We start from the raw sequence: 19,090 nt of genomic DNA on the forward strand, positions 1-19,090 counted from the left end.
ACGGCGCTGGCGCGGAACCTCCACGACCACAAGGAATCCGGCCCGCTCGAACCGCTGATGGGCTGGCTCCTCACGCATGTCGATCCGAAGACCGGTCTGTGGGGCGAACCGCATCCCGACGACGGCTGGCTGCAGGTCGTGAACGGGTTCTACCGGCTGACCCGGGGCACCTACGCGCAGTTCGGCCTGCCGCTGCCCTATCCCGAACAGGCCGTCGCGACTGTCCTTGCCCACAGCAACGACAAGCGGATGTTCATCGGTGACAACTACAACTCCTGCAACGTTCTGGACGTGATCCACCCACTGTGGCTGGCGCGCAAGCAGACGTCGTACGGCGAGCAGGACGCCAAGCGCTGGGCGGAGGAGCAACTGCGCGCGATCCTCGGCCGCTGGGTCGACGGCGAGGGCTTCGCGTTCGCCCCGGACGGGACCGACGAGCGCGCGATCCCTGGTCTGCAGGGGACGGAGATGTGGCTGTCGATCATCTGGCTGCTGTCCGACTACTTGGGCGTGTCCGACGCGCTCGGCTACCGTCCGCGCGGTGTGCATCGTCCGGAACCGTTGGTCAGCCTGCACTGACCCACTCCGGTGGTAGAGCGGATGCATGGTCGACGAGCTGCGACAGGTACTGACCGGACGGCTGGTGACACCGGACGACCCGGACTGGGACGAGGTACGACGTGGCTGGAACCGGTCCGTCGACTCGCACCCACTGGCGGTCGTCGAAGCGGCTGACGCGACCGATGTCGAGCAGACCGTCGCGTACGCCGCCGCGCACGGACTGAAGGTCGCGGCGCAGGCAGTCGGCCACGGTACGACGCCTGCGCTCGACGGGACGATCGTGGTGCGGACGGGGGCACTCGACGAGCTCACGGTCGACGTACCGGAGCGCGTCGTACGGCTTGGTGCCGGGGTGACCTGGGGAGCGGTGCAGACGGCGCTGGACGGCACCGGACTGACCGGACTGCCTGGCTCGACCGGGAACATCTCGGCGGTCGGTTTCTGCACGAGTGGCGGGTTCTCGTGGTTCGCCAGGCCGTTCGGGAGCGGTGCGGCCAGCTTGCGAGCGGTGGAGCTCGTCGACGGGACCGGAGTACGCCGCTGGGTCGACGACACGCTGGACGCGGACCTGATGTGGGCGCTGCGTGGTGGTGGCGGGAACTTCGGTGTGGTGACGTCGGCCGAGGTGGAGTTGCATCCTGCTCCTGCCATCACCGGTGGGCGGCTGATGTTCCCGATCGGGCAGTCCGAGGCGGTACTGACGGCGTACGGGAGGGCGACGCGGGACGCCGCGGAGCATGTGACGCTGTGGGCGTACTTGATGCACTACCCGGACTCACCGGCGCTGCCGGAGGACATGCGCGGGCAGTCGTACTGCATGGTCGATGCGATGACGCCGTACCAGCCGGAGGCTCTTGAGGGGGTGCTGGCGACGATTCGAGTCGCTGGTACGCCGGTGAGCGACGTGGTCGGCCCACTGCAGCCGAGTGGCGTCGGCGAGATGAATTCCGTGCCGGCGCCACCCCAGGCGCTCTCGCTGATCACCTCGACGTTCGACGAGCTGACACCGGAGCTGATCGGGACGCTGCTCGAGTACGGCCGAGAACCGTCGTTGCTCTTCCAGGTGCAGCTGCGGCACCTCAGGGCGAGTCGTGACGCCGGTCGTCCCGGAGTGGCGTCGGCGGACCCGTCAGCGCAGTACATGGTGCTGGCTGTCTCCATCGTGCCGAGGCCGGAGCTGCAGGAGTCGGCGGAGACCGCACTGCGGTCGTTGAAGGAGGCGCTGGTGCCGTGGAGCGTGGGGGACATGCCGCCGACCGGTCTGTCCGCGTGGGGCTCGCTGCGGGACTGTGTGAGCGAGCCGGACCTGGCCAGACTGCGGGAGATCAAGCGCCGGGTCGACCCCCTTGGCACACTGACCGGGAACTTCCCCCTACTCTGACGGGGTGGACCCCCGCACGCGCCGACTGGTGACCTCTCTCGTACTGGCCGCCCTGGTCGCCATCGTCGTGGTCGCGGCGTTCCTCCGCTGAGGCTAACGTCGAGCCCATGAGTGCCACCACCAGCACCGGACCGCGGTCGTCGTACCTGATGCGGGCGGGCCTGGTCCGCAACGTGCGGTCGGGTGAGCACCTGACCACGTTCGTGGTGTCCGGGGTGGCGACGGTGCTGGTGACGCGGCTGATCCTCAGCCTGAGCGGCTACCCGCAGATCGGCGGCCGCGGCCTGCACATCGCGCACGTACTGCCCGGCGGCCTGCTGATGCTGATCGCGATCTCACTGCTCCTCGGGTACGTCGGACCGGTGGTCCGGCCCGCCGCGGCGACGGTCGGCGGGATCGGGTTCGGACTGTTCATCGACGAGGTGGGGAAGTTCGTCACCTCGGACAACAACTACTTCTACAAACCGACCGCCGCGATCGTGTACATCGTCTTCGTGCTGATCGTGCTCGCGTTCCGGTTCCTCACCACGCGCCGGCCGATCGACCCGCGCGAGGAGCTGGCGAACGTCATCGACCACGCCGTCGAGGGTGTCGCCGGCGGCCTCTCCCGGCGGCGCCGGGCCGAGGCGGAGGAACTGCTCCGGGTGGTGCCCCCGCAGATCTCCGGTCGCCGGGAGACGACCGAGCTGCTGGCCGCCTGCCCGCCCGACGAGGTGGAGCTCGCCGCGCCGGTGGATGCGGCGTGGCAGGCGCTGCAGAAGGGCTTCGAGCGACTCGCCACCCACCCGAAGGCCCCGCGGGTGGCAGTCATCGTGCTCGCAGTACAGGTGGTGGGCGAGCTCATCATCGCCATCGTGCTCGGTAACGGTCTCGGCAGTCTCCCGGTGATCGGGGTGACGGCCGGGAGTTTGCTGTCAGCAACGTTCACGGTGCGTGGTGCGCTGGCGCTGCGGAAGCACAACCGGGCCCGGGCGGTCCGGTTGTTCGAGCTGGCGGTGCTCGTCTCGTTGCTGATGACACAGGTCTTCCAGTTCGCCGCCACCCAGTTCGCGGCCGCGTTCGGCATGCTGCTGGACCTGGTGATGCTCGGTCTGCTGCGGGCGGAGCGTGACCGGATGCGGCGGGCGGTCGACACCACCCTGAAGACTAAGACGCTCCGACTGCCACCTGATCCGGATCTGCCGCCGTTTCCGCAGGACCCGTCTGATCCGGTGTAGCTTTCCACTGCTCGTGCCGGCCGATCAGCACCGGTGACATGGTCGCGACTAGGTAGATCGCCCCACCGGCGAGCAGCGCGGGCACCAGTCCGATCCCGGTGACAGCCGCACCGGCGATCACTCCACCCAGCGGTACGCCGGTCCAGCACACCGCCCCGCTGAGCGACCGGACCCGGCCCAGTAGGTGACTCGGGATGCGCTCGATGAACAGTGCGCCGAGGACGGGGTTGATGAAGCCCGCGCCGATACCGCCGACGGCGTACACGGCCATCAGGGCCCAGACCGGCGCGTCGGTGGCCATGGCGATGAAGCGTGGGGCGCCGGCGATCAGGAACGCGACGGTGAAGACGAGCTTGCGGGGGATACGGTCGCCGATCGCGGAAGCCAGCAGGGCGAACGCGGTGGCGGTCACTCCGAACGACGTGAGAATCAGACTGGTGTGGCCAGGTCCGTAGCCGTGGTCCTTGATCCAGACGGGCAGCAGTACGCCGCTCGTCGCCGCATCGAGCAGGTTGGTGACCGCGATCATCAGCACCAGCGGAAGCATCAGCTTGTCGGTGCGGAGGAATCGCCAGCCCTCCAGTAGCCGCCTCCCGTAGCTGTGTTCTTCCTCGGCTCTGGGGGTGTCCTGCTGCACTGGCTTGGGGATCCAGCGGGCGATGAGTACGGCGCAGATGCCGAACGATGCCGCATCGATCCAGAGGGCGTTGACCGCACCGGCGAGGGTGATGAGTCCACCGGCGAGCGCATACGCGAAGAAGCCGGCCAGGCGTTCCGTCGTACTCTCCAGGCCTGTCACTCGCTCCAGCGGGACCTTGGCCGCTCGGGCGATGTCCGGGATCAGCGTGTCCTTGGCCGCGTCGCCTGGTCCGCGCAGGGCGCCTGCGATTGCGACCAGCACCAGCAGCGTCGGGAAGTGCAGTAGGCCGAGCGTGTGCAGCAGGGGGACGAGGCCCACGACTGCGGTGCTGGCCGTGTCGGCGACGACGCTGACCCGACGTGCACCGACTCGGTCGATGAGTGGGCCGCCGATGGCCTTCACCACGACGAGCGGAGCCATCTCGGCCATCGCGACCAGACCGGTCTTGATCGGCGACCCGGTCGTGATCAGCACGAACCACGGGATCGCGATCGCGCTGACGCGGGTCCCGCAGATCGAGACCACGTTGGCGACCAGGAACGCCACCAACGGCGCGCGGTTCCCCTTCTCGTTCATCGCTTCCCCCTGGTCCGGTTACCGCGTCTCGCGCGGGAAGGCCTGGATCTGGACCGTCACCTGTTCGGCGCCCTCGGGCAGCGGGGCAGTGAGGTCAGGCGTTCGGTACTTCTCGAAGACCGCCAGGACCTCGTGCATCATCGCGTCCAGCTGGTCGGCCCGCAGGTGGAAGAAGTAGTCCGAGAGCAGGCTGGCGTCGCGCCAGTCCTCCGGCATGGTCTGCATCGCGTCGATGAAGCCGAAGATGTTCTCGGCGTACGTCTGGCCGACGCCGTGCAGGAAGCCCAGGGCCAGCTCGGGCTCCTGGTCCAGCAGTTCGGCCGCGTTGAAGTCGGTGCCCTGGTGCGCCGCCTTCCACCAGCGGTCGCGCGCGTTGCCGCGGCTGTCGTCCTCGACCACCAGCCCGGCGTCCGCGAGCTGGCGGAGGTGGTAGCTGGTCGCGCCGGTGTTCACTCCGAGCCGGCCCGCGAGCGTGGTGGCCGTCTGGGGGCCGTAGACGCGGAGGAGGCCGAGGATCCGGTTCCGCATCGGGTGCGCGAGGGCGCGCACGAGGTGGCGGTCCAGCCGGACTGTGCGAGGGGCCTCGTCCGCCGGCGTGTCGTCGTCGCTCATGGATCTGAGCATAGGACTGCAAAGAGCCTTTGCAAAGGCATTTTGCAAACAACTTTTGTGGTTGGTTGTCCACAGATTGCGGATCGGGCGGTCGGGGCGGGTGTGATCGCGGCATCTTCTCTGGCGACCACGCATCCACCAAGGAACGGAGAGAACCACCGATGATGCGCGTGATGCTCGAGGACGCCGACTACTGCGACGTCCCGGCCGACCTGATGACGTTCGACGACGGGGCGGTGGTGTTCTGGCGGGAGGGCGAGGAGGTCGGACGCCACCGGCAGCTCCGGATCCGCTCGCTCGAAGTACTGAACGCCCGTTCGATGACCCGCCGCATCGAACGCGCCCGGAAGAACCACCCGAACGCGTTCCGCCAATGGAGCCCCGAGGACGAGCAGACCCTGATCGAGATGTTCAACAACGGCTCCACCAAGGAGCAACTCGTCGAAGCCCTGGGTCGCCAGGAAGGCGGCATCGCCACCCGCCTCCGAGCCCTGGGCCTCCTCGAAGACGACCAAAGACTCACCTGACCCGCGCAACAGCCCCGGCCGCGGCGAGGGGCGGGGTGTGAGGTGCGCCGCAAACGGCCGCAGCCTCGGGCGTCGGCTTCTCGCACAACTCACGTGCGACGGTGGCTATGCGCGGCGACGGTGCCTTGGGCCGTGCAGCGGCGCGCGGGCGGAGGCTTGGTGGCGCGCTCGGCGAATCACTGGTGGGGGACGCCTGCCCCCGAGACTCAGCGACACTGGGGAGTGCCGCGGGAGGTCGCCGACTCGTGGCTGTGCCTGTCGCTGGGTTCGCGTCGTGACGGACGGGATCGCTCCGCGTGCCGGCGCTGTTTGCGGACGCCCACTGTATGCGGTCCTGGCGCCGTACCTCGGTGACCAGGATCCATGTCTCCACAGTTGCGCAGGTGTTCTATCCCGATATTCGGGTCTTCGTTCGAGTGGATTGGTGGCGGTGAATGCGAGGGGTTCCGGGTGTGGTACTGCCAGTGGTCGAGACCCTTTTGAGAAGCGGCGGAGTGGTCGGGGACAATGGCGCGATGCAGCCAGAGGAGCGGTCGGACGGTCCGGCGCGGCCGGAGGAGTCCGGGGCGCCGGCGGCGATCCGTGCCGCGCTGCTGGATCGGACAGGTCTGGTGCGTGGGATGGCCTCCGGCCGGCGACGGGGGCTGGAGCCGCCGTCGTACCTGCGGGTCGAGGTTCGGTACGTCGATCTGAAAGGCCGGCGGCACCTGCAGATCACCGAGTTCGACGAGCGGCAGGCGCACACGCGGAACGTCGCCGACGCGGACGTGGAGAAGGCCGTCGACGAGCTGCTCGAGCTGGCGTACGGGTCGTGGCATGTCGAGACGACGAGCGAGACCCTGCGGCTGCGGTACACCAAGAAGGGCAAGGAGCTGCTGCACCGGGAGCAGAGCGACCGGCAGCAGGAGACCGCTCACGATCGCGTGAAGCGGCGGGTGCTCGACCCCGCCGCGCCGTTCCTGATCGAGCTCGGGATCAGCGACCACCAAGGCCGCGTGAAGCCGTCGCGGCAGGCGAAGTACAAGCAGATCGAGGAGTTCTGCAAGCTGCTCGCGCCGGCGCTCGACGAGGCGATCTCGGCAGGCCGGATCGAGACCGGAAGGCCGTTGCAGGTGGTCGACCTCGGCTGCGGGAACGCGTACCTGACGCTGGCGGCGTACCACCTGCTGTCCGCGGCCGGGCGCGACGTCCGGATGACCGGTATCGACCACAACCCGGCAGCCCGGAAGCGGAACACCAGAGTGGTCGAGGCGCTCGGCTGGCAGGACCACCTGCGGTTCGTCGACGCGACCATCCAGGCGGCGGAGCTGGACGTCCGGCCGGACGTCGTGCTGGCACTGCACGCGTGCGACACCGCGACCGACGACGCGCTCGCCCGGGCCGTCGGCTGGGAGGCTCCGCTGGTGCTCGCAGCTCCGTGTTGTCATCACGACATCCAAAAGCAGCTCAAGAGCGTCACACCACCGGCGCCTTACGCGCTGATGACGAGATATGGCATCGTTCGTGAGCGGTTCGCCGACGTCCTGACGGACTCCCTGCGGGCGGCGGTGCTGCGACAGGTCGGATACCGGGTGGAGGTCGTGCAGTTCGTGGACAGTCAGCACACGCCGCGCAATCTGCTGCTCCGCGCTGCGCGGACCGGCGCCAAGCCGACACCGGACCTGGAGGCCGAGTACCGGTCGCTGGTCACCGAATGGCAAGTGACGCCGCGGCTCGCACAGCTCCTGCTACCGCCCGCCGAGCACAGCGCGGGCGCCGAGGTGGTTTCGTGAGACAGGTCCGGGTGACGTTGGCGCTGCTGGGCGCGACGCTCTGTGCGTTGACGGGTGTGGCACTTCCCACAACAGCCACCGCGACCACCGCGACCATCACGAACACAGCCGCGGACCCGACCACGCCGGCACCGAAGAAGCTCTTCTCGATCCGCGACGACCGGATCAAGGAGTCGTCCGGGCTGGCGAAGAGCGTCAAGCATCCGGGCATCTACTGGACCGTGAACGACTCCGGGGACACCGGGCGGGTGTTCGCCGTCGACCAGAGCGGCAAGGTGAAGGCGGTCCTCAAGTTCGGCGCCAAGGTGACCGACGTCGAGGCGCTCGGGATCGACCGGGACGGCACGCTCTACATCGCCGACATCGGCGACAACAAGGAGAACCGGGACCAGATCGAGATCTACACGGTGCCGGAGCCGGAGACGCTCGAGGATCAGGACGTCAAGTATCACCGGTTCGACTTCACCTACCCCGACGGTGCGCACGACGCCGAGACGCTGCTGATCGAGCCGGGTACGAGCCAGTTGTACATCGTGACGAAGTCGCTCAAAGGTGCCGGCGCGATCTACGCTGCTCCGCCGGCGCCGTCGCGCGAGGGTACGAACAAACTCAGCAAGCTCGCCCCGGCGCCGTCGGGTGTGATCACCGACGGGACGTTCCTGCCGGACGGGCAGCGGGTGGTCCTTCGGTCGTACACCGATGTCGCGACCGTCGCGTGGGGTGACACGCCCAACGCGATCGCGCGGGGCGCTGCGCCGCTCGGTCAGGGGGAGACGGTCGCGCTCGGCCCGACCGACACCACCGTCGTGGTGGGGAGCGAGGGGCCCAACTCGGCGGTGTACCAGGTGGCGATCCCGGCCAAGGCGACCGCGTCCGCGCCGCCGACGCCTGGCGCGACCCCGAAGCCGGCCGGGAGCTCGGACAGCGACAGCTCGAGCTCCGGCAAGAGTCACAGCCTTCGCTGGATCGTCATCGGTGCGGCGCTGTTCGCGCTGATCATCACCGTCATCACGTTCCCTCCGGGCCGCCGCGAACGCCGCGACCGCCAAGCCGAGAACGACCGCCTCACCGGCCAAGGTCCCCCCACGGCCCACCGCCGCTAACCCCACCCGCCGCCGAGACGCGGCTGGACCGAGGGGCTCCACGCGTGGGGTTGGGATGCGAGCACCTGCCGCGACCAGTCGGGCGCGATGGCTGGCTGGTGTTGGGAGAGTGGGCGGTGTCGGCGCCCGCGTGGGTCCGGCTGGTTGGGTGGGGATGTGAGCGCCCGCTGCGGACTGGGCGGGTGCGGTGGCTGGCTGGTGTTGGGGGAGTGGGCGGTGTCGGGGCCCGTGTGGGTGTGGGTGGTTGGGTGGGGATGTGAGCAGCCGCCGCGACCCTGAGGGTGCGGCGGCTGATGGGGCTGCTGGGGTTACTTGAGGTTTTCGACGACGTAGTCGATGGCTTGGGTCAGCTTTTCCACGTCGGCGGGGTCCACCGCGGGGAACATCGCGACGCGCAGCTGGTTGCGGCCGAGTTTGCGGTAGGGCTCGGTGTCGACGATGCCGTTGGCGCGGAGCGTCTTGGCGACCGCGGTGGCGTCGATCGAGTCGTCGAGGTCGATGGTGCCGACCACGAGGGAGCGGGCGTCCGCGTCGGCGACGTACGGCGTGGCGTACTCCGACTTCTCGGCCCACGTGTAGAGCCGGTTGCTGGAGTCCGTCGTACGCCCGACGCTCCACTCCAGGCCGCCCTGGCTGTTGATCCAGTCGGTCTGCTCGGCCATCAGGAACAGCGTGGCGAGTGCCGGGGTGTTGTACGTCTGGTTCTTGCTGGAGTTGTCGACCGCGGTCGCCAGGTCCAGGAACGCCGGGATCCACCGGCCGGACGCGCTGATCTCCTCGACCCGCGCGAGCGCGGCCGGGCTCATCAGGGCGATCCAGAGGCCGCCGTCGGAGGCGAAGCCCTTCTGCGGCGCGAAGTAGTAGACGTCGGCCTCGTTGATGTCGACCGGCAGACCGGCCGCCCCCGAGGTGGCGTCGATCGCGATCAGCGCACCCTCGTCGGCGCCCTCGACCCGCTTGACCGGGGCCATCACGCCGGTGGAGGTCTCGTTGTGCGGCCACGCGTACAGGTCGACGCCGGCCTCGGCGACCGCGACCGGGCGGGTGCCCGGCTCGGACTTCACGATCGACGGCTCGCCCAGGTGCGGCGCCAGCTGCGACGCCTTCGCGAACTTCGAGGAGAACTCACCGAAGCTCAGGTGCTGGCTCTTCTCCCGGATCAGCCCGAACGTCGCGATGTCCCAGAACGCGGTCGAGCCACCGTTCCCGAGCACGACCTGGTAGCCGTCGGGCAGCTGGAACAGCTCGGCGACGCCCTCCTGGACCCGCTTGACCAGGTTCTTCACCGGCGCCTGCCGGTGCGAGGTGCCGAGCAGCTTCGCACCCTCGTTCGCCAGCGCGGCGATGGCCTCCGGGCGGACCTTCGACGGACCCGAACCGAAGCGGCCGTCGGCGGGCTTGAGCTCTGCAGGAATCTGAACTGTGTTGCTTCGATCGGCGCCGGTCACCAGCGTCTCCCCTTCGTCGTCTGCACTTCAGAAAGCCGACGACGCTGTCAGCGCGCTCTATCCTCGCACACCCCGCCCAAGCCACCACCTCGGGTCCACTTTGTGCACCGGGTCCGTACGCCGAGCGCGCCGCCGTACGGATCCGGTGCACAAAGACGCGCGGGGCTACTCGTGCTTGCGGGTGGTTCGCTCCGTGCCGGTGAGGAGGGCGACCGGTCCGTCCGGAGTCTCGGTCCACTCACCGCATGCACCGCCGCCCTCGGCGACCTCGAGCGGCAGCTCGGTCCCGTCCATCCGCAGCACCGGGTGGTAGTACTGCGCCACGCGCTCCGCCTCGCCCTCGATGTAGTGGCCGATCAGCGCCCGCCGGAACCGGTCGGTGGTGACGTTCGGGTTGCTCCCGTGCACCAGCGCGCCGTGGAAGAACAGCACGTCACCCGGCTCCATCTCGATCGGTACGGCGGATCCGTTCGACGGCAGCGGGACGGTGACATCGGTGAAGCTGACCGTGGTGTCGGCCTTCTCCGTGCACAGGATCGGCCAGCGGTGTGACCCGGGCACGACTTCGAGACAGCCGTTCGCCTCGTCGACCCGGTCGAGCGCCATCCACGCCGCGACACACGTCCCCGGGTCGGCCTTCAGGTAGAAGTTGTCCTGGTGCAGCGCCTGCCCGCGGGAGCCCGGCGGCTTGAAGTAGACCATCGTCTGGACGGCGTACGGCGACCTGCCGAGCAGCGCGGTCATCACCTCATCGATCCGCGGGTCGGTCAGCCACTGCAGCGAGGCGTCGTCCCAGCGGTGCATCTGCGCCATCCGCGGGTACCGTTTCAGCGGGTCGCGGTCGGTCGAGGTGTGCCCGGCGAAGTCGTGGGACCGGGGCCCGCCGTGGCGAACCTCCATGTAGTGGTCCCGCAGCCGGTCGACCTCGTCGGTGCCGAACAGCCCGCGCACCAGGGTGTACCCGGTCCGCTCGAACTCGTCCCGGAGTACCGCGGTCTGCTCGCCGGTGTTGTATGAAACGCTCATGCACGTCTCCCGCATCTCTGCCTTACGCTGCCTGTGAACCCTATTTTCCTGCCCATACCCGGATCGGGACCACGGACGATTCGCGCGAGGAGTTGAACTTTTGTTGCATCGACTCCGGCTCGAGTGGATGTCGCCGCCGACCTTCTGGCGCTGTGAGCCCAGCTGGTCCTGGACGTCGCGGCCGCTCGCGGACCACCTGCTCTGGTGCGTCGTCGACGGCCGCGGCGCGCTCGAGCTGGATGGCCGGCGTCAGGAGTTGCGGCCGGGCGTCTGCGCGGTGTTCCAGCCGGGTGACGCGCCGCGCGCTACTCACGACCCGCACCGAAGGCTCCTGGTCTTCGGCATGCACTTCGTGACCAGCCCGAGAGCCGCGCCGGATCCACGGTGGGGCGAGGTGATGGATCGCGAGCTGCTCGGCGTCCTCGCGCGGGCGAGCGACGCGGCGTACCGGCGGGGTGACGCGATCGGCCGGCGGCAGGCGGAACTGTGCCTGGAGCAACTGATCGTGCTGGTCTGGGACGCCGTCCACAATCCCGGCCGCAGCGTCACGGACGCCGCCGTCGACGAGCTCGCCAGGCAGTTGCGGGAGGACCCGGGCCGGGACTGGACCGTCGCCGAGATGGCGCGCCGCGCTTCGTTGTCCAGGGCCCAGTTCACCCGGCGTTTCGTCGCGCAGCTCGGGATGTCGCCGGCGCAGTACCTGATCCAGGCGCGGATCGATCGTGCGCACCAACTACTCACCGAGAGCGGCATGACCGTCACGGAGACGGCCGCCGCCCTCGGCTACACCGACGCGCCGTACTTCAGCCGCCAGTACAAGCAACGGACAGGACGCAATCCAAGCCAGGACCGCTGAGGCACCTAGGCCCAGTTGGGGTTCCAGCCCTCGATGGAGTCGGCGGGGCGGGAAGCGGGGCCGGAGTAGATCGCCGACGGGCGGATCAGGCGGCCGGTGCGCTTCTGTTCGAGGACGTGGGCGCTCCAGCCGGCGGTGCGGGCGCAGGTGAACATCGACGTGAACATCGGCGGCGGGACCTCGGCGAAGTCGAGGACGATCGCCGCCCAGAACTCCACGTTCGTCTCCAGTACCCGGTCCGGTCGGCGTTCGCGCAGTTCCGTCAGCGCGGCCTGCTCCAGCGCCTCAGCCACCTCGTACCGCGGTGCGTCCAGCTCACGCGCCGTACGGCGGAGCACTCGCGCCCGCGGGTCCTCGGCCCGGTAGACCCGGTGCCCGAAGCCCATCAGCCGCTCGCCCGCGTCCAGCAGGCCCTTCACGTAGGCCCGAGCGTCACCAGAGCGCTCGACCCCTTCGATCATCGTCAGCACCCGCGCCGGCGCGCCGCCGTGCAGCGGACCGGACATCGCGCCCACCGCACCGGACAGCGCCGCGGCGACATCCGCACCGGTGGAGGCGATGACCCGCGCGGTGAACGTCGACGCGTTCATCCCGTGCTCGGCCGCGGACGTCCAGTACGCGTCGACCGCGCGGACGTGCTTCGGGTCCGGCTCGCCACGCCAGCGGATCATGAACCGCTCGGTGATCGTCTTCGCCTTGTCCACCTCACGTTGCGGCACCATCGGGTGCCCGACGCCGCGAGCGGCCTGGGCGACGTACGACAGCGCCATCACCGCCGCGCGGGACAGGTCCTCGCGGGCCTGTACGTCGTCGATGTCGTAGAGCGGCCGCAGACCCCAGGCGGGTGCGAGCATCGCCAGCGCCGACTGGACGTCGACCCGGACGTCGCCGGTGTGCACCGGCAGCGGGAACGGTTCGGCCGGCGGCAGGCCCGGCGTGAACGCGCCGTCGACCAGCAGGCCCCAGACGTTCTCGAACGGCACCCGGCCGACCAGGTCCTCGATGTCCACACCGCGGTAGCGGAGCGCCGAACCTTCTTTGTCCGGCTCGGCGATCTGCGTGTCGAACGCGACCACACCCTCCAGCCCGTGCTGCACCTCGGTCCTTGGATCAGACATGCGACTCCCTAATGTCCGGTAAGCATGGCGCCTCCGCAGCATAGTTCTCCGTACAGACGACCGGACAGGTTTGTGACCGGTTCGAGGTGCCCGCTGCACGCCGCGCAACGCTTCGGTTCCCCGGGGGTGGACCGGTCAGAGGTCTACTGTCGAACTCATGACAAAGCCCCTCCCCGCCCTCGGGCTCGTGATCGGCGTCATCGCGACCTACGTCGGGATGGTCTGCGCGTCGTATGCGACCACCCGCTTGATGCTCCGGATGCAGACGTTCCGCGTCGACATGGGCCACACGCTGCCGTGGCTGGCCGCACTGGTCGCCATCGCGGTCGTGCTCGGCCTGCTGATGATGGTCCCGGCGATCGGTTCCGGTGTGACGACCGGTGCAGGTGCGTTGCTCAGCGTCGTCGGCGTGGCGGTACTGCTGCTGCCGGTGCGGCAGGCGTTCGACCTGTCGAAGCTGTTCCAGTTCCCGGGTACGCAGTACAGCGGCTACATGCTGTTCGACGGAGCATTCATCCTGTTCGGCATTCCGTTGCTGCTGGTCGGTCTGCGGCGCTGGGCCGTGGACGCCAAGCTGGCGAAGCTGGCGGCGGGACCTGGGCAGATCCAGGACAGCAGCGGCTACCAGTCCACGTTCCCGCAGCAGCAACCGCAGCAATGGGGTGGCTACCCAGGCCAGCAACAGCAACCCCCGACTCAACACCAGCAGCAGCACCCAGGCCAGCAACCACCTCGATAACTTTCCCCGCGGAGCCCGCATCTGGCTCTGCATGGAAACGCTGATCGCCTACACCTTCGCGCATGACAGCGCGGAGCGGGCGACCGCCGGCCGCGCTCGTGTCGAGGCGTACTACGGCGATCTCTGGCAACACGAGGCCAAACACCGCGGGTACGACGGCAACACGGCCGGACTGCACATCTGGGACCGTGACGACGGCACTTGTCGATGGCCGTCCTGGCACGACGCCGCTGACCTCTGTGTGGCGAGCGTGCACGCTCCACACGGATATCAACGCGTGATCGGCGACATCGCCCCGTACGACGCTCCTGCGCGGTTGGCCCACGCAGTACGGCGTACTCCGGCGAACTTCCTCGAACTCGCGCCCCCGTTCACGATGGCGGTCCTGGACCCGGGGGAGGAGCGGCTGGAGCTGTTCACGGACTCCATCGGCGTCGGCCGCCTGTTCCAGCTGCGATTGCCGGACGGGTGGGTTTGGACCAATCGACCCGTCGCCGCGTTGCTGTTCGCCGGTGTACCGGCCGTCGCCGCGTCCCGTGGCTGGAGCTTCGCCGCGGGCTGTGGCTGGTTCATGGACGACAGCACGCCGTACGACGGTGTACACGCGGTGCCCGGGGCAACACACATCGTTGCCGAGGGCCCCCGTCAGCGACGGACGGTGAGCCGGATCGAACCCACCACTGAGTGGTCGACCGACGTTGAGGAGACCGCGGCCGCACTGCAGGACGTGGCGCGTTCGGTAGGCAGTCTGTGGTCGGAACGTCCGGCTGTCGACCTGGGCGGTGGCCGTGACTCCCGAGTGGTTGCCGCCGCATTCCTTGCCGCCGGCGTCGATCTGAAGCTCGCCAGCTACGACGCCGCACCAGGAGAGCAGGTGAGACCGCAGCCGCTCGAGCTGGTGGACCGAGCGCTGAGCTGGCACCGGTACGCCGAAGGACTCCGCCCGGCCGGCGACCTCTTCAACACTCCTCCGGCAACGCTGGCAGGCCAGCCGCATCTGGAAATCACCAGTGCGGGTGGTGAGATCGCGCACGGCCACTTATACCCACGCGACGTACTGGAACTCGACGCACTGCCCTTGCCCGACAAGCTGAGCGCCTTCGGCAACCACCTGCAGACGCGCCTCATGCCAGCTGCCGGTCCCGCGGACTCAGCGCGCACCGCAGTCACCGAGCAGATCGAAGGGGTACTCCGCACCGCTGTCCACGGCGGCATCGAGAACGCCACCATGCTTGACTACTTCTACGTCGTCGAACGCCTCCGCCGCGGGGGTACGACGGGGGAGCGCCGCGGCGTCGTCTCGCCTCTCCTCATCCCGGCGTTCGTTCGCACGGCCCTCGCGCTCGATCCCGCCCAGCGCATCGAGAACGCCTTGTCCCGTGAGCTGGTGCGGCGGCTTGTCCCCGAGTGGGCCGACTCGACACCCAGCCCGCAGGCCAGCACACGCAGGAGCCCGGCAAAGATCCGGTGTCTCGCCGATGCGGCCGACCGCGACCTGATCGAGCAACTGCTCGCGGACGTCGACGGTTTCGACTCCCAAGCACTCAGCACGCTGTGGGCCGCTTCGGTGGCCGGTGCCAGCTCGGCAACCGGTGAGTCCACCCTCCGTCAGGCCCTGTGGCGAGCGACCTTCGACCAGCACCTCGCTGAGGTCAACAGGCACGTCCCCGCTCGTAGCCCGCTGGCCCGCGCCATTGCCGGGACAAAACGGGCCTACCGGAACGGCAGATTCGGACGTCAGTAGGCTCGAGGAGTGGACCTTGCGGAGATGCGGCAGACGTACGGACTGGGCGAGCTGCTCGAGAGTCAGGTGGACGCCGACCCGATCGTGCAGTTCCAGCGCTGGCTCGACCAGGCCAGGACGGCAGGTCTCGCCGAGCCCAACGCGATGGTGCTGGCCACCGCCGACGCCGACGCGAAGCCCTCGGCGCGCACCGTGCTGCTGAAGCGCGTCGACGAGCGCGGGTTCGTCTTCTACACCAATCAGCAGTCCCGCAAGGCCGACGACCTCGCCGCGAATCCTCAGTGCGCGCTGGTGTTCCCGTGGCACGCCATGGAACGCCAGGTGCGCATCGAAGGCACCGTCAGCAAACTCCCGGCCGACGAGGTCGACGAGTACTTCGCGAGTCGTCCGCGCGAGTCGCAGCTCGGTGCGTGGGCGTCTCAGCAGAGTCAGCCTGTCGAGTCCCGCGAGGAGCTGGACCTGCAGTACGAGTCGTACGAGCGGCAGTGGCCGGAGGGCACCGAGATCTCCACGCCGTACTTCTGGGGCGGCTATCTGATCGCCCCCGAGGCGTTCGAGTTCTGGCAGGGCCGCGTCGGCCGGCTGCACGACCGCCTTGCCTACCGCCGTGCCGGCTCCGGCTCCGGCTGGGAGTTGTCCCGGCTCCAGCCCTGATCCGTTTCGCGGAAGCCGTTGCGCTCCCACCAGCGGACCAGCGGCCGGGGCGCCCACCAGTTCAGGCGGCCGAGCAGCCGCATCGTGGCCGGCACCAGCAACGCCCGGACGATCGTCGCGTCCAGGGCGATCGCGATCACCAGCCCGACGCCGATCATCTTCACGAACACGATGCCGGAGGTGGAGAACGCCGCCACCACGATGATCAGCAGCAACGCGGCGCTGGTGATGATCCCGCCAGTCCGCTGCAGCCCGATCGCAACCGCCTGCGTGTTGTCACCGGTCTTGTCGTACTCCTCCCGGATCCGGCTGAGCAGGAACACCTCGTAGTCCATCGAGAGCCCGAAGAGCACGGCGAACAGCAGGACCGGGTTCGTCGCGTCCAGGAACCCGGCCGGCGTGAAGTCGAGCAGTCCGGACAGGTGTCCCTCCTGGAAGATCCACACCATCGCCCCGAACGCCGCGGACAGCGACAACACGTTCATCAGCAGCGCCTTCGCCGGCAGCACGAACGACCCGAACGCGACGAACAGCAGCACGAACGTGACCAGCACGATGAACCCCGCCATGTACGGCGCCCGTTGCTTCAGTACGTCGAGCAGATCGATCACCGCCGCGGTCTCACCGCCGACCTGCACCTGCGTCCCCGCCGGCGCCGCGACCGCCCGCACCCCGTGCACGACGTCCCGCGCCGGCAGCTCCTGCCCGGTGTACTTCGTGTGCACCACCACTGATGCGACGCCGTTCTTGTACCCGCCGATCCGCACGTCCTCCACGTCCCGAACCTGCTGCAGCTTCGCAACGTACGGCGCCAGCGCCGCAGACGGGTCGCTTGGCGCCGATCCGAACCGCACCGCCGCGTAGATGTCCGACCCACCCGCGCCCGGGAAGTCGCGTTGCAACGTCTCGGTCACCGTCCGCGAGGTGGCACCGGCCGGCAACGACCGATGATCGACACCGCCGAGTTGCGCGCTCAGGAACGGGATCCCCAGCACCAGCAACACCGGCACGAGGACGACGACGTACCGGATCGGGCGGCGCATCACGCTGTGCGCGAGGCGGTACCAGGCGCCGTGTTCCGCAGCTGACTTGCGGGGCTTGAAGATCCGCAGGCTGTTCACCCGGTGGCCGAGGACCGCGAGCAGGGCCGGAAGTGCGGTCAGCGCCGCGATCATCGCGACGGCGACCGCGGCCGCACCGCCGTACGCCATCGACTTCAGGAACATCACCGGGAACAGCACCAGGCTGCTGATCGCCACGCCGACCGTCACGCCGGAGAACGCGACGGTCCGCCCGGCGGTGCCCATCGTCGCGGTCAGTGCCGTCTCCACGTCATTGCCCTTGGCAAGCTCCTCGCGGAAGCGGGTGACGATGAACAGCGCGTAGTCGATGGCCAGGCCGAGCCCGATCATCGTGACGATGTTGATCGAGAAGATCGACACGTCGGTGACCGCCGACAACCCGCGGAGCAGCACGAACGCGCCGAGGATCGCGAGCGCCCCGACGAACAGCGGCAGCGACGCGGCGACCAGGCCACCGAAGACCACGACGAGCAGCACCAGCACGATCGGTGTCGAGATCGACTCTGCCCGGACGATGTCGTGCTCGGTCTGCGTGTTCACCTCGTCGAACACCGCGACCTCGCCGCCGACCTTCGCGTCCAGCCCGGCGGGCGTCGCGCGGACCTGGTCGGCGATGGTGTGGAACGTGTCCAGCCGGTCCTCCTGCGTCGCGCCGGCGAGGGTGAGTACGGCGTACGTGCTGTGCTGGTCCTTCGAGACGAAGACCGGCGACTTGCTGGTCCAGTACGTCGTGGTGCCGACCACGTCGTCCTTCGGCAGCCCGGCCAGGTGCTGCTCGACCGACTGCCGGAACGCCGGGTCGGCGACCGTCTCGGTCGGGCTTTTGTAGAGCACGATCACGTCGGTGCCGGTGCGGCCGATGGTCTGCTCGATGGTCTTGACCGCGTTCGCGGCCTCTGTGTCCGGCGCGTCGAAGCCGCCGTTGGCCAGCGAGCCGAACACGCCGGTGCCCCAGGCCAGTCCGAGGACGACGAACACTCCGGTCAGGGCGAGCACCAGGCGGCGCCGCCGGTACGTGAAACGGCCGAGCGTCTCGAACACGAAACTCTCCCGAGGGCGTAGATTGAAGCGCAGAAGCTAGGGTGAACAGTGTTAACTGTTAACGGTGTTCACTCTAGGTCCCTCACCTGTACCCCTGTCAAGGAGGAGTTCCGCGTGACCGGACGGGACCGCCGCCGGGCGGCGACGCTCGCCGAGATCAAGGCGGCCGCGCGCCGGCTGCTGGTCAGCGGCGGTTCGGCCGCGGTCGGCCTGCGCGCGGTCGCCCGCGAACTCGGCCTCACCCCGCCCGCGCTGTACCGCTACTTCCCGAGCCACGAGGCGCTGATCAGTGCCCTGATCGCGGACCTGTACGACGAGTTGACCGGCGCGTTGCTGGATCTGCAGAACACCGACGAAGCCGTGGACCTCGGCGCGCGGCTGTACCTGCTGGCGAACGGGCTGCGGGACTGGGCGCTGGCCCATCCGGCCGAGTTCGGGTTGCTGTTCGGGACCGCCGTACCGGATCCGGACGACGACTGTCACGAGGAGACGCCGGGGCATCAGGCGGCGATGCGGTTCGGGGCGTTGTTCAAGGAGCTGGTCGCGCAGGTGTGGCACGACAAGCCGTTCCCGCATCCGGCCGACGACGACCTCGGGACCGTGCTGGTCGAACAGCTGACGGCCGAGTCGGAGCACTTCCACGGGATGCCGGCGGGCGCGATCTACCTGTCGCTGAACTACTGGACCAGGCTCTACGGCCTGATCTGCATGGAGGTCTTCGGCCAGCTGCACTGGGTGCTGCCGGACGCCGCGGCGTACTTCGAGGCCCAGCTCTTCGAGATCGGCCAGGCGCTCGGCCTGGACTGCCCGCCGCCGGAATGAGACCGGACAAGAAAGAAGCCTGCGGGCGCTTCCAGAGACACGACCGGGTGGCCGAACTCAGGGTCAGGCGGACTACCTGACTGCCCGCAGGCCCGGTGGCTGGCGTTGGATTGGCCGACCACTTGCCCACAAATTAGTGGTTGGCGGTCAGCCCGCCGCCACCTCACGAGT

General features: G+C 68.9%; 16 protein-coding genes. 10 read left to right on the plus strand and 6 right to left on the minus strand.

Annotation, left to right across the window (positions count from 1 at the left end):
- Window positions 1-604 precede the first annotated feature (604 nt).
- Together ACFYRH_RS39450 and ACFYRH_RS39455 are read left to right on the plus strand one after the other, a co-directional pair.
- Entirely contained in the window at window positions 605-1,942 is a 1,338-nt protein-coding gene (locus ACFYRH_RS39450; protein WP_387785768.1) for an FAD-binding oxidoreductase, read from the plus strand.
- A gap of 107 nt (window positions 1,943-2,049) precedes the next feature.
- Window positions 2,050-3,159 carry a hypothetical protein gene (locus ACFYRH_RS39455; protein ID WP_387785770.1) on the plus strand — a complete coding sequence of 370 codons (1,110 nt, stop codon included), beginning with the start codon at window positions 2,050-2,052 and terminating at the stop codon, window positions 3,157-3,159.
- Here ACFYRH_RS39455 and ACFYRH_RS39460 read toward each other — a convergent pair.
- Complete coding sequence (locus ACFYRH_RS39460) at window positions 3,089-4,375, minus strand: MFS transporter (RefSeq protein WP_387785773.1); 1,287 nt, start codon at window positions 4,373-4,375, stop codon at window positions 3,089-3,091. The two genes, ACFYRH_RS39455 and ACFYRH_RS39460, sit on opposite strands and share 71 nt — an antisense overlap.
- A gap of 18 nt (window positions 4,376-4,393) precedes the next feature.
- Window positions 4,394-4,987, minus strand: coding sequence for a helix-turn-helix domain-containing protein (locus ACFYRH_RS39465; RefSeq protein WP_387785775.1), 594 nt, complete (start codon window positions 4,985-4,987; stop codon window positions 4,394-4,396).
- A 161-nt stretch (window positions 4,988-5,148) separates the two neighbouring features.
- Here ACFYRH_RS39465 and ACFYRH_RS39470 point away from each other — a divergent pair, with 161 nt between their 5' ends.
- The 3 genes from ACFYRH_RS39470 to ACFYRH_RS39480 all read left to right on the plus strand — a co-directional run bounded on the left by ACFYRH_RS39470 (window position 5,149) and on the right by ACFYRH_RS39480 (window position 8,389).
- Window positions 5,149-5,514, plus strand: coding sequence for a hypothetical protein (locus ACFYRH_RS39470; RefSeq protein WP_387785776.1), 366 nt, complete (start codon window positions 5,149-5,151; stop codon window positions 5,512-5,514).
- A 515-nt stretch (window positions 5,515-6,029) separates the two neighbouring features.
- Window positions 6,030-7,286: a class I SAM-dependent methyltransferase gene (locus tag ACFYRH_RS39475; protein ID WP_387785778.1), complete on the plus strand. Its 1,257-nt coding sequence runs from the start codon at window positions 6,030-6,032 to the stop codon at window positions 7,284-7,286.
- The gene (locus tag ACFYRH_RS39480) at window positions 7,283-8,389 is read left to right on the plus strand and encodes a hypothetical protein (RefSeq protein ID WP_387785780.1); all 1,107 of its coding nucleotides are present in this window, start codon (window positions 7,283-7,285) and stop codon (window positions 8,387-8,389) included. The genes ACFYRH_RS39475 and ACFYRH_RS39480 overlap by 4 nt, the downstream gene beginning before the upstream one ends.
- 308 nt (window positions 8,390-8,697) lie before the next feature.
- Here ACFYRH_RS39480 and serC read toward each other — a convergent pair whose 3' ends face one another.
- Together serC and ACFYRH_RS39490 are read right to left on the minus strand one after the other, a co-directional pair.
- Window positions 8,698-9,837: a phosphoserine transaminase gene (serC, locus tag ACFYRH_RS39485; RefSeq protein WP_387785781.1), complete on the minus strand. Its 1,140-nt coding sequence runs from the start codon at window positions 9,835-9,837 to the stop codon at window positions 8,698-8,700.
- 165 nt (window positions 9,838-10,002) lie between these two features.
- Window positions 10,003-10,863 (minus strand): phytanoyl-CoA dioxygenase family protein, encoded by an 861-nt coding sequence (locus tag ACFYRH_RS39490; RefSeq protein WP_387785783.1) that lies wholly within the window; start codon window positions 10,861-10,863, stop codon window positions 10,003-10,005.
- Window positions 10,864-10,963: 100 nt separating this feature from the next.
- Here ACFYRH_RS39490 and ACFYRH_RS39495 point away from each other — a divergent pair, with 100 nt between their 5' ends.
- On the plus strand, window positions 10,964-11,719 hold the full coding sequence (locus ACFYRH_RS39495; protein WP_387785785.1) for a helix-turn-helix domain-containing protein: 756 nt from the start codon (window positions 10,964-10,966) through the stop codon (window positions 11,717-11,719).
- A 5-nt stretch (window positions 11,720-11,724) separates the two neighbouring features.
- Here the strand turns inward: ACFYRH_RS39495 and ACFYRH_RS39500 are convergent, their stop codons facing one another.
- Window positions 11,725-12,837, minus strand: a complete 1,113-nt coding sequence (locus ACFYRH_RS39500) for a citrate synthase 2 (protein WP_387785788.1) — start codon at window positions 12,835-12,837, stop codon at window positions 11,725-11,727.
- A 157-nt stretch (window positions 12,838-12,994) separates the two neighbouring features.
- Between ACFYRH_RS39500 and ACFYRH_RS39505 the strand changes: the two genes are divergently transcribed.
- Genes ACFYRH_RS39505 through pdxH form a run of 3 tightly spaced genes read left to right on the plus strand, consistent with a single transcriptional unit; the run spans window position 12,995 to window position 15,974 of the window.
- The gene (locus ACFYRH_RS39505) at window positions 12,995-13,576 is read left to right on the plus strand and encodes a hypothetical protein (protein WP_387785790.1); all 582 of its coding nucleotides are present in this window, start codon (window positions 12,995-12,997) and stop codon (window positions 13,574-13,576) included.
- Between the two features lie 31 nt (window positions 13,577-13,607).
- Entirely contained in the window at window positions 13,608-15,320 is a 1,713-nt protein-coding gene (locus ACFYRH_RS39510) for a hypothetical protein (protein ID WP_387785793.1), read from the plus strand.
- A gap of 9 nt (window positions 15,321-15,329) precedes the next feature.
- The gene (pdxH, locus tag ACFYRH_RS39515; RefSeq protein WP_387785795.1) at window positions 15,330-15,974 is read left to right on the plus strand and encodes a pyridoxamine 5'-phosphate oxidase; all 645 of its coding nucleotides are present in this window, start codon (window positions 15,330-15,332) and stop codon (window positions 15,972-15,974) included.
- Here pdxH and ACFYRH_RS39520 read toward each other — a convergent pair.
- Complete coding sequence (locus tag ACFYRH_RS39520; RefSeq protein ID WP_387785797.1) at window positions 15,920-18,097, minus strand: MMPL family transporter; 2,178 nt, start codon at window positions 18,095-18,097, stop codon at window positions 15,920-15,922. The genes pdxH and ACFYRH_RS39520 overlap by 55 nt on opposite strands.
- Before the next feature lie 114 nt (window positions 18,098-18,211).
- Between ACFYRH_RS39520 and ACFYRH_RS39525 the strand changes: the two genes are divergently transcribed.
- Complete coding sequence (locus ACFYRH_RS39525) at window positions 18,212-18,919, plus strand: TetR/AcrR family transcriptional regulator (protein WP_387785799.1); 708 nt, start codon at window positions 18,212-18,214, stop codon at window positions 18,917-18,919.
- Window positions 18,920-19,090: the final 171 nt, after the last annotated feature.

This window comes from Kribbella sp. NPDC004875 (assembly GCF_042873375.1).
GTDB lineage: Bacteria > Actinomycetota > Actinomycetes > Propionibacteriales > Kribbellaceae > Kribbella.

Excerpts from the sequence above, each read along its gene's own strand:
- ACFYRH_RS39450 (WP_387785768.1), top strand. The coding sequence starts at position 605 with ATGGTCGACGAGCTGCGACAGGTACTGACCGGACGGCTGGTGACACCG.
- ACFYRH_RS39455 (WP_387785770.1), top strand. The coding sequence starts at position 2,050 with ATGAGTGCCACCACCAGCACCGGACCGCGGTCGTCGTACCTGATGCGG.
- ACFYRH_RS39460 (WP_387785773.1), bottom strand. The coding sequence starts at position 4,375 with ATGAACGAGAAGGGGAACCGCGCGCCGTTGGTGGCGTTCCTGGTCGCC.
- ACFYRH_RS39465 (WP_387785775.1), bottom strand. The coding sequence starts at position 4,987 with ATGAGCGACGACGACACGCCGGCGGACGAGGCCCCTCGCACAGTCCGG.
- ACFYRH_RS39470 (WP_387785776.1), top strand. The coding sequence starts at position 5,149 with ATGATGCGCGTGATGCTCGAGGACGCCGACTACTGCGACGTCCCGGCC.
- ACFYRH_RS39475 (WP_387785778.1), top strand. The coding sequence starts at position 6,030 with ATGCAGCCAGAGGAGCGGTCGGACGGTCCGGCGCGGCCGGAGGAGTCC.
- ACFYRH_RS39490 (WP_387785783.1), bottom strand. The coding sequence starts at position 10,863 with ATGAGCGTTTCATACAACACCGGCGAGCAGACCGCGGTACTCCGGGAC.
- ACFYRH_RS39500 (WP_387785788.1), bottom strand. The coding sequence starts at position 12,837 with ATGTCTGATCCAAGGACCGAGGTGCAGCACGGGCTGGAGGGTGTGGTC.
- ACFYRH_RS39505 (WP_387785790.1), top strand. The coding sequence starts at position 12,995 with ATGACAAAGCCCCTCCCCGCCCTCGGGCTCGTGATCGGCGTCATCGCG.
- ACFYRH_RS39510 (WP_387785793.1), top strand. The coding sequence starts at position 13,608 with ATGGAAACGCTGATCGCCTACACCTTCGCGCATGACAGCGCGGAGCGG.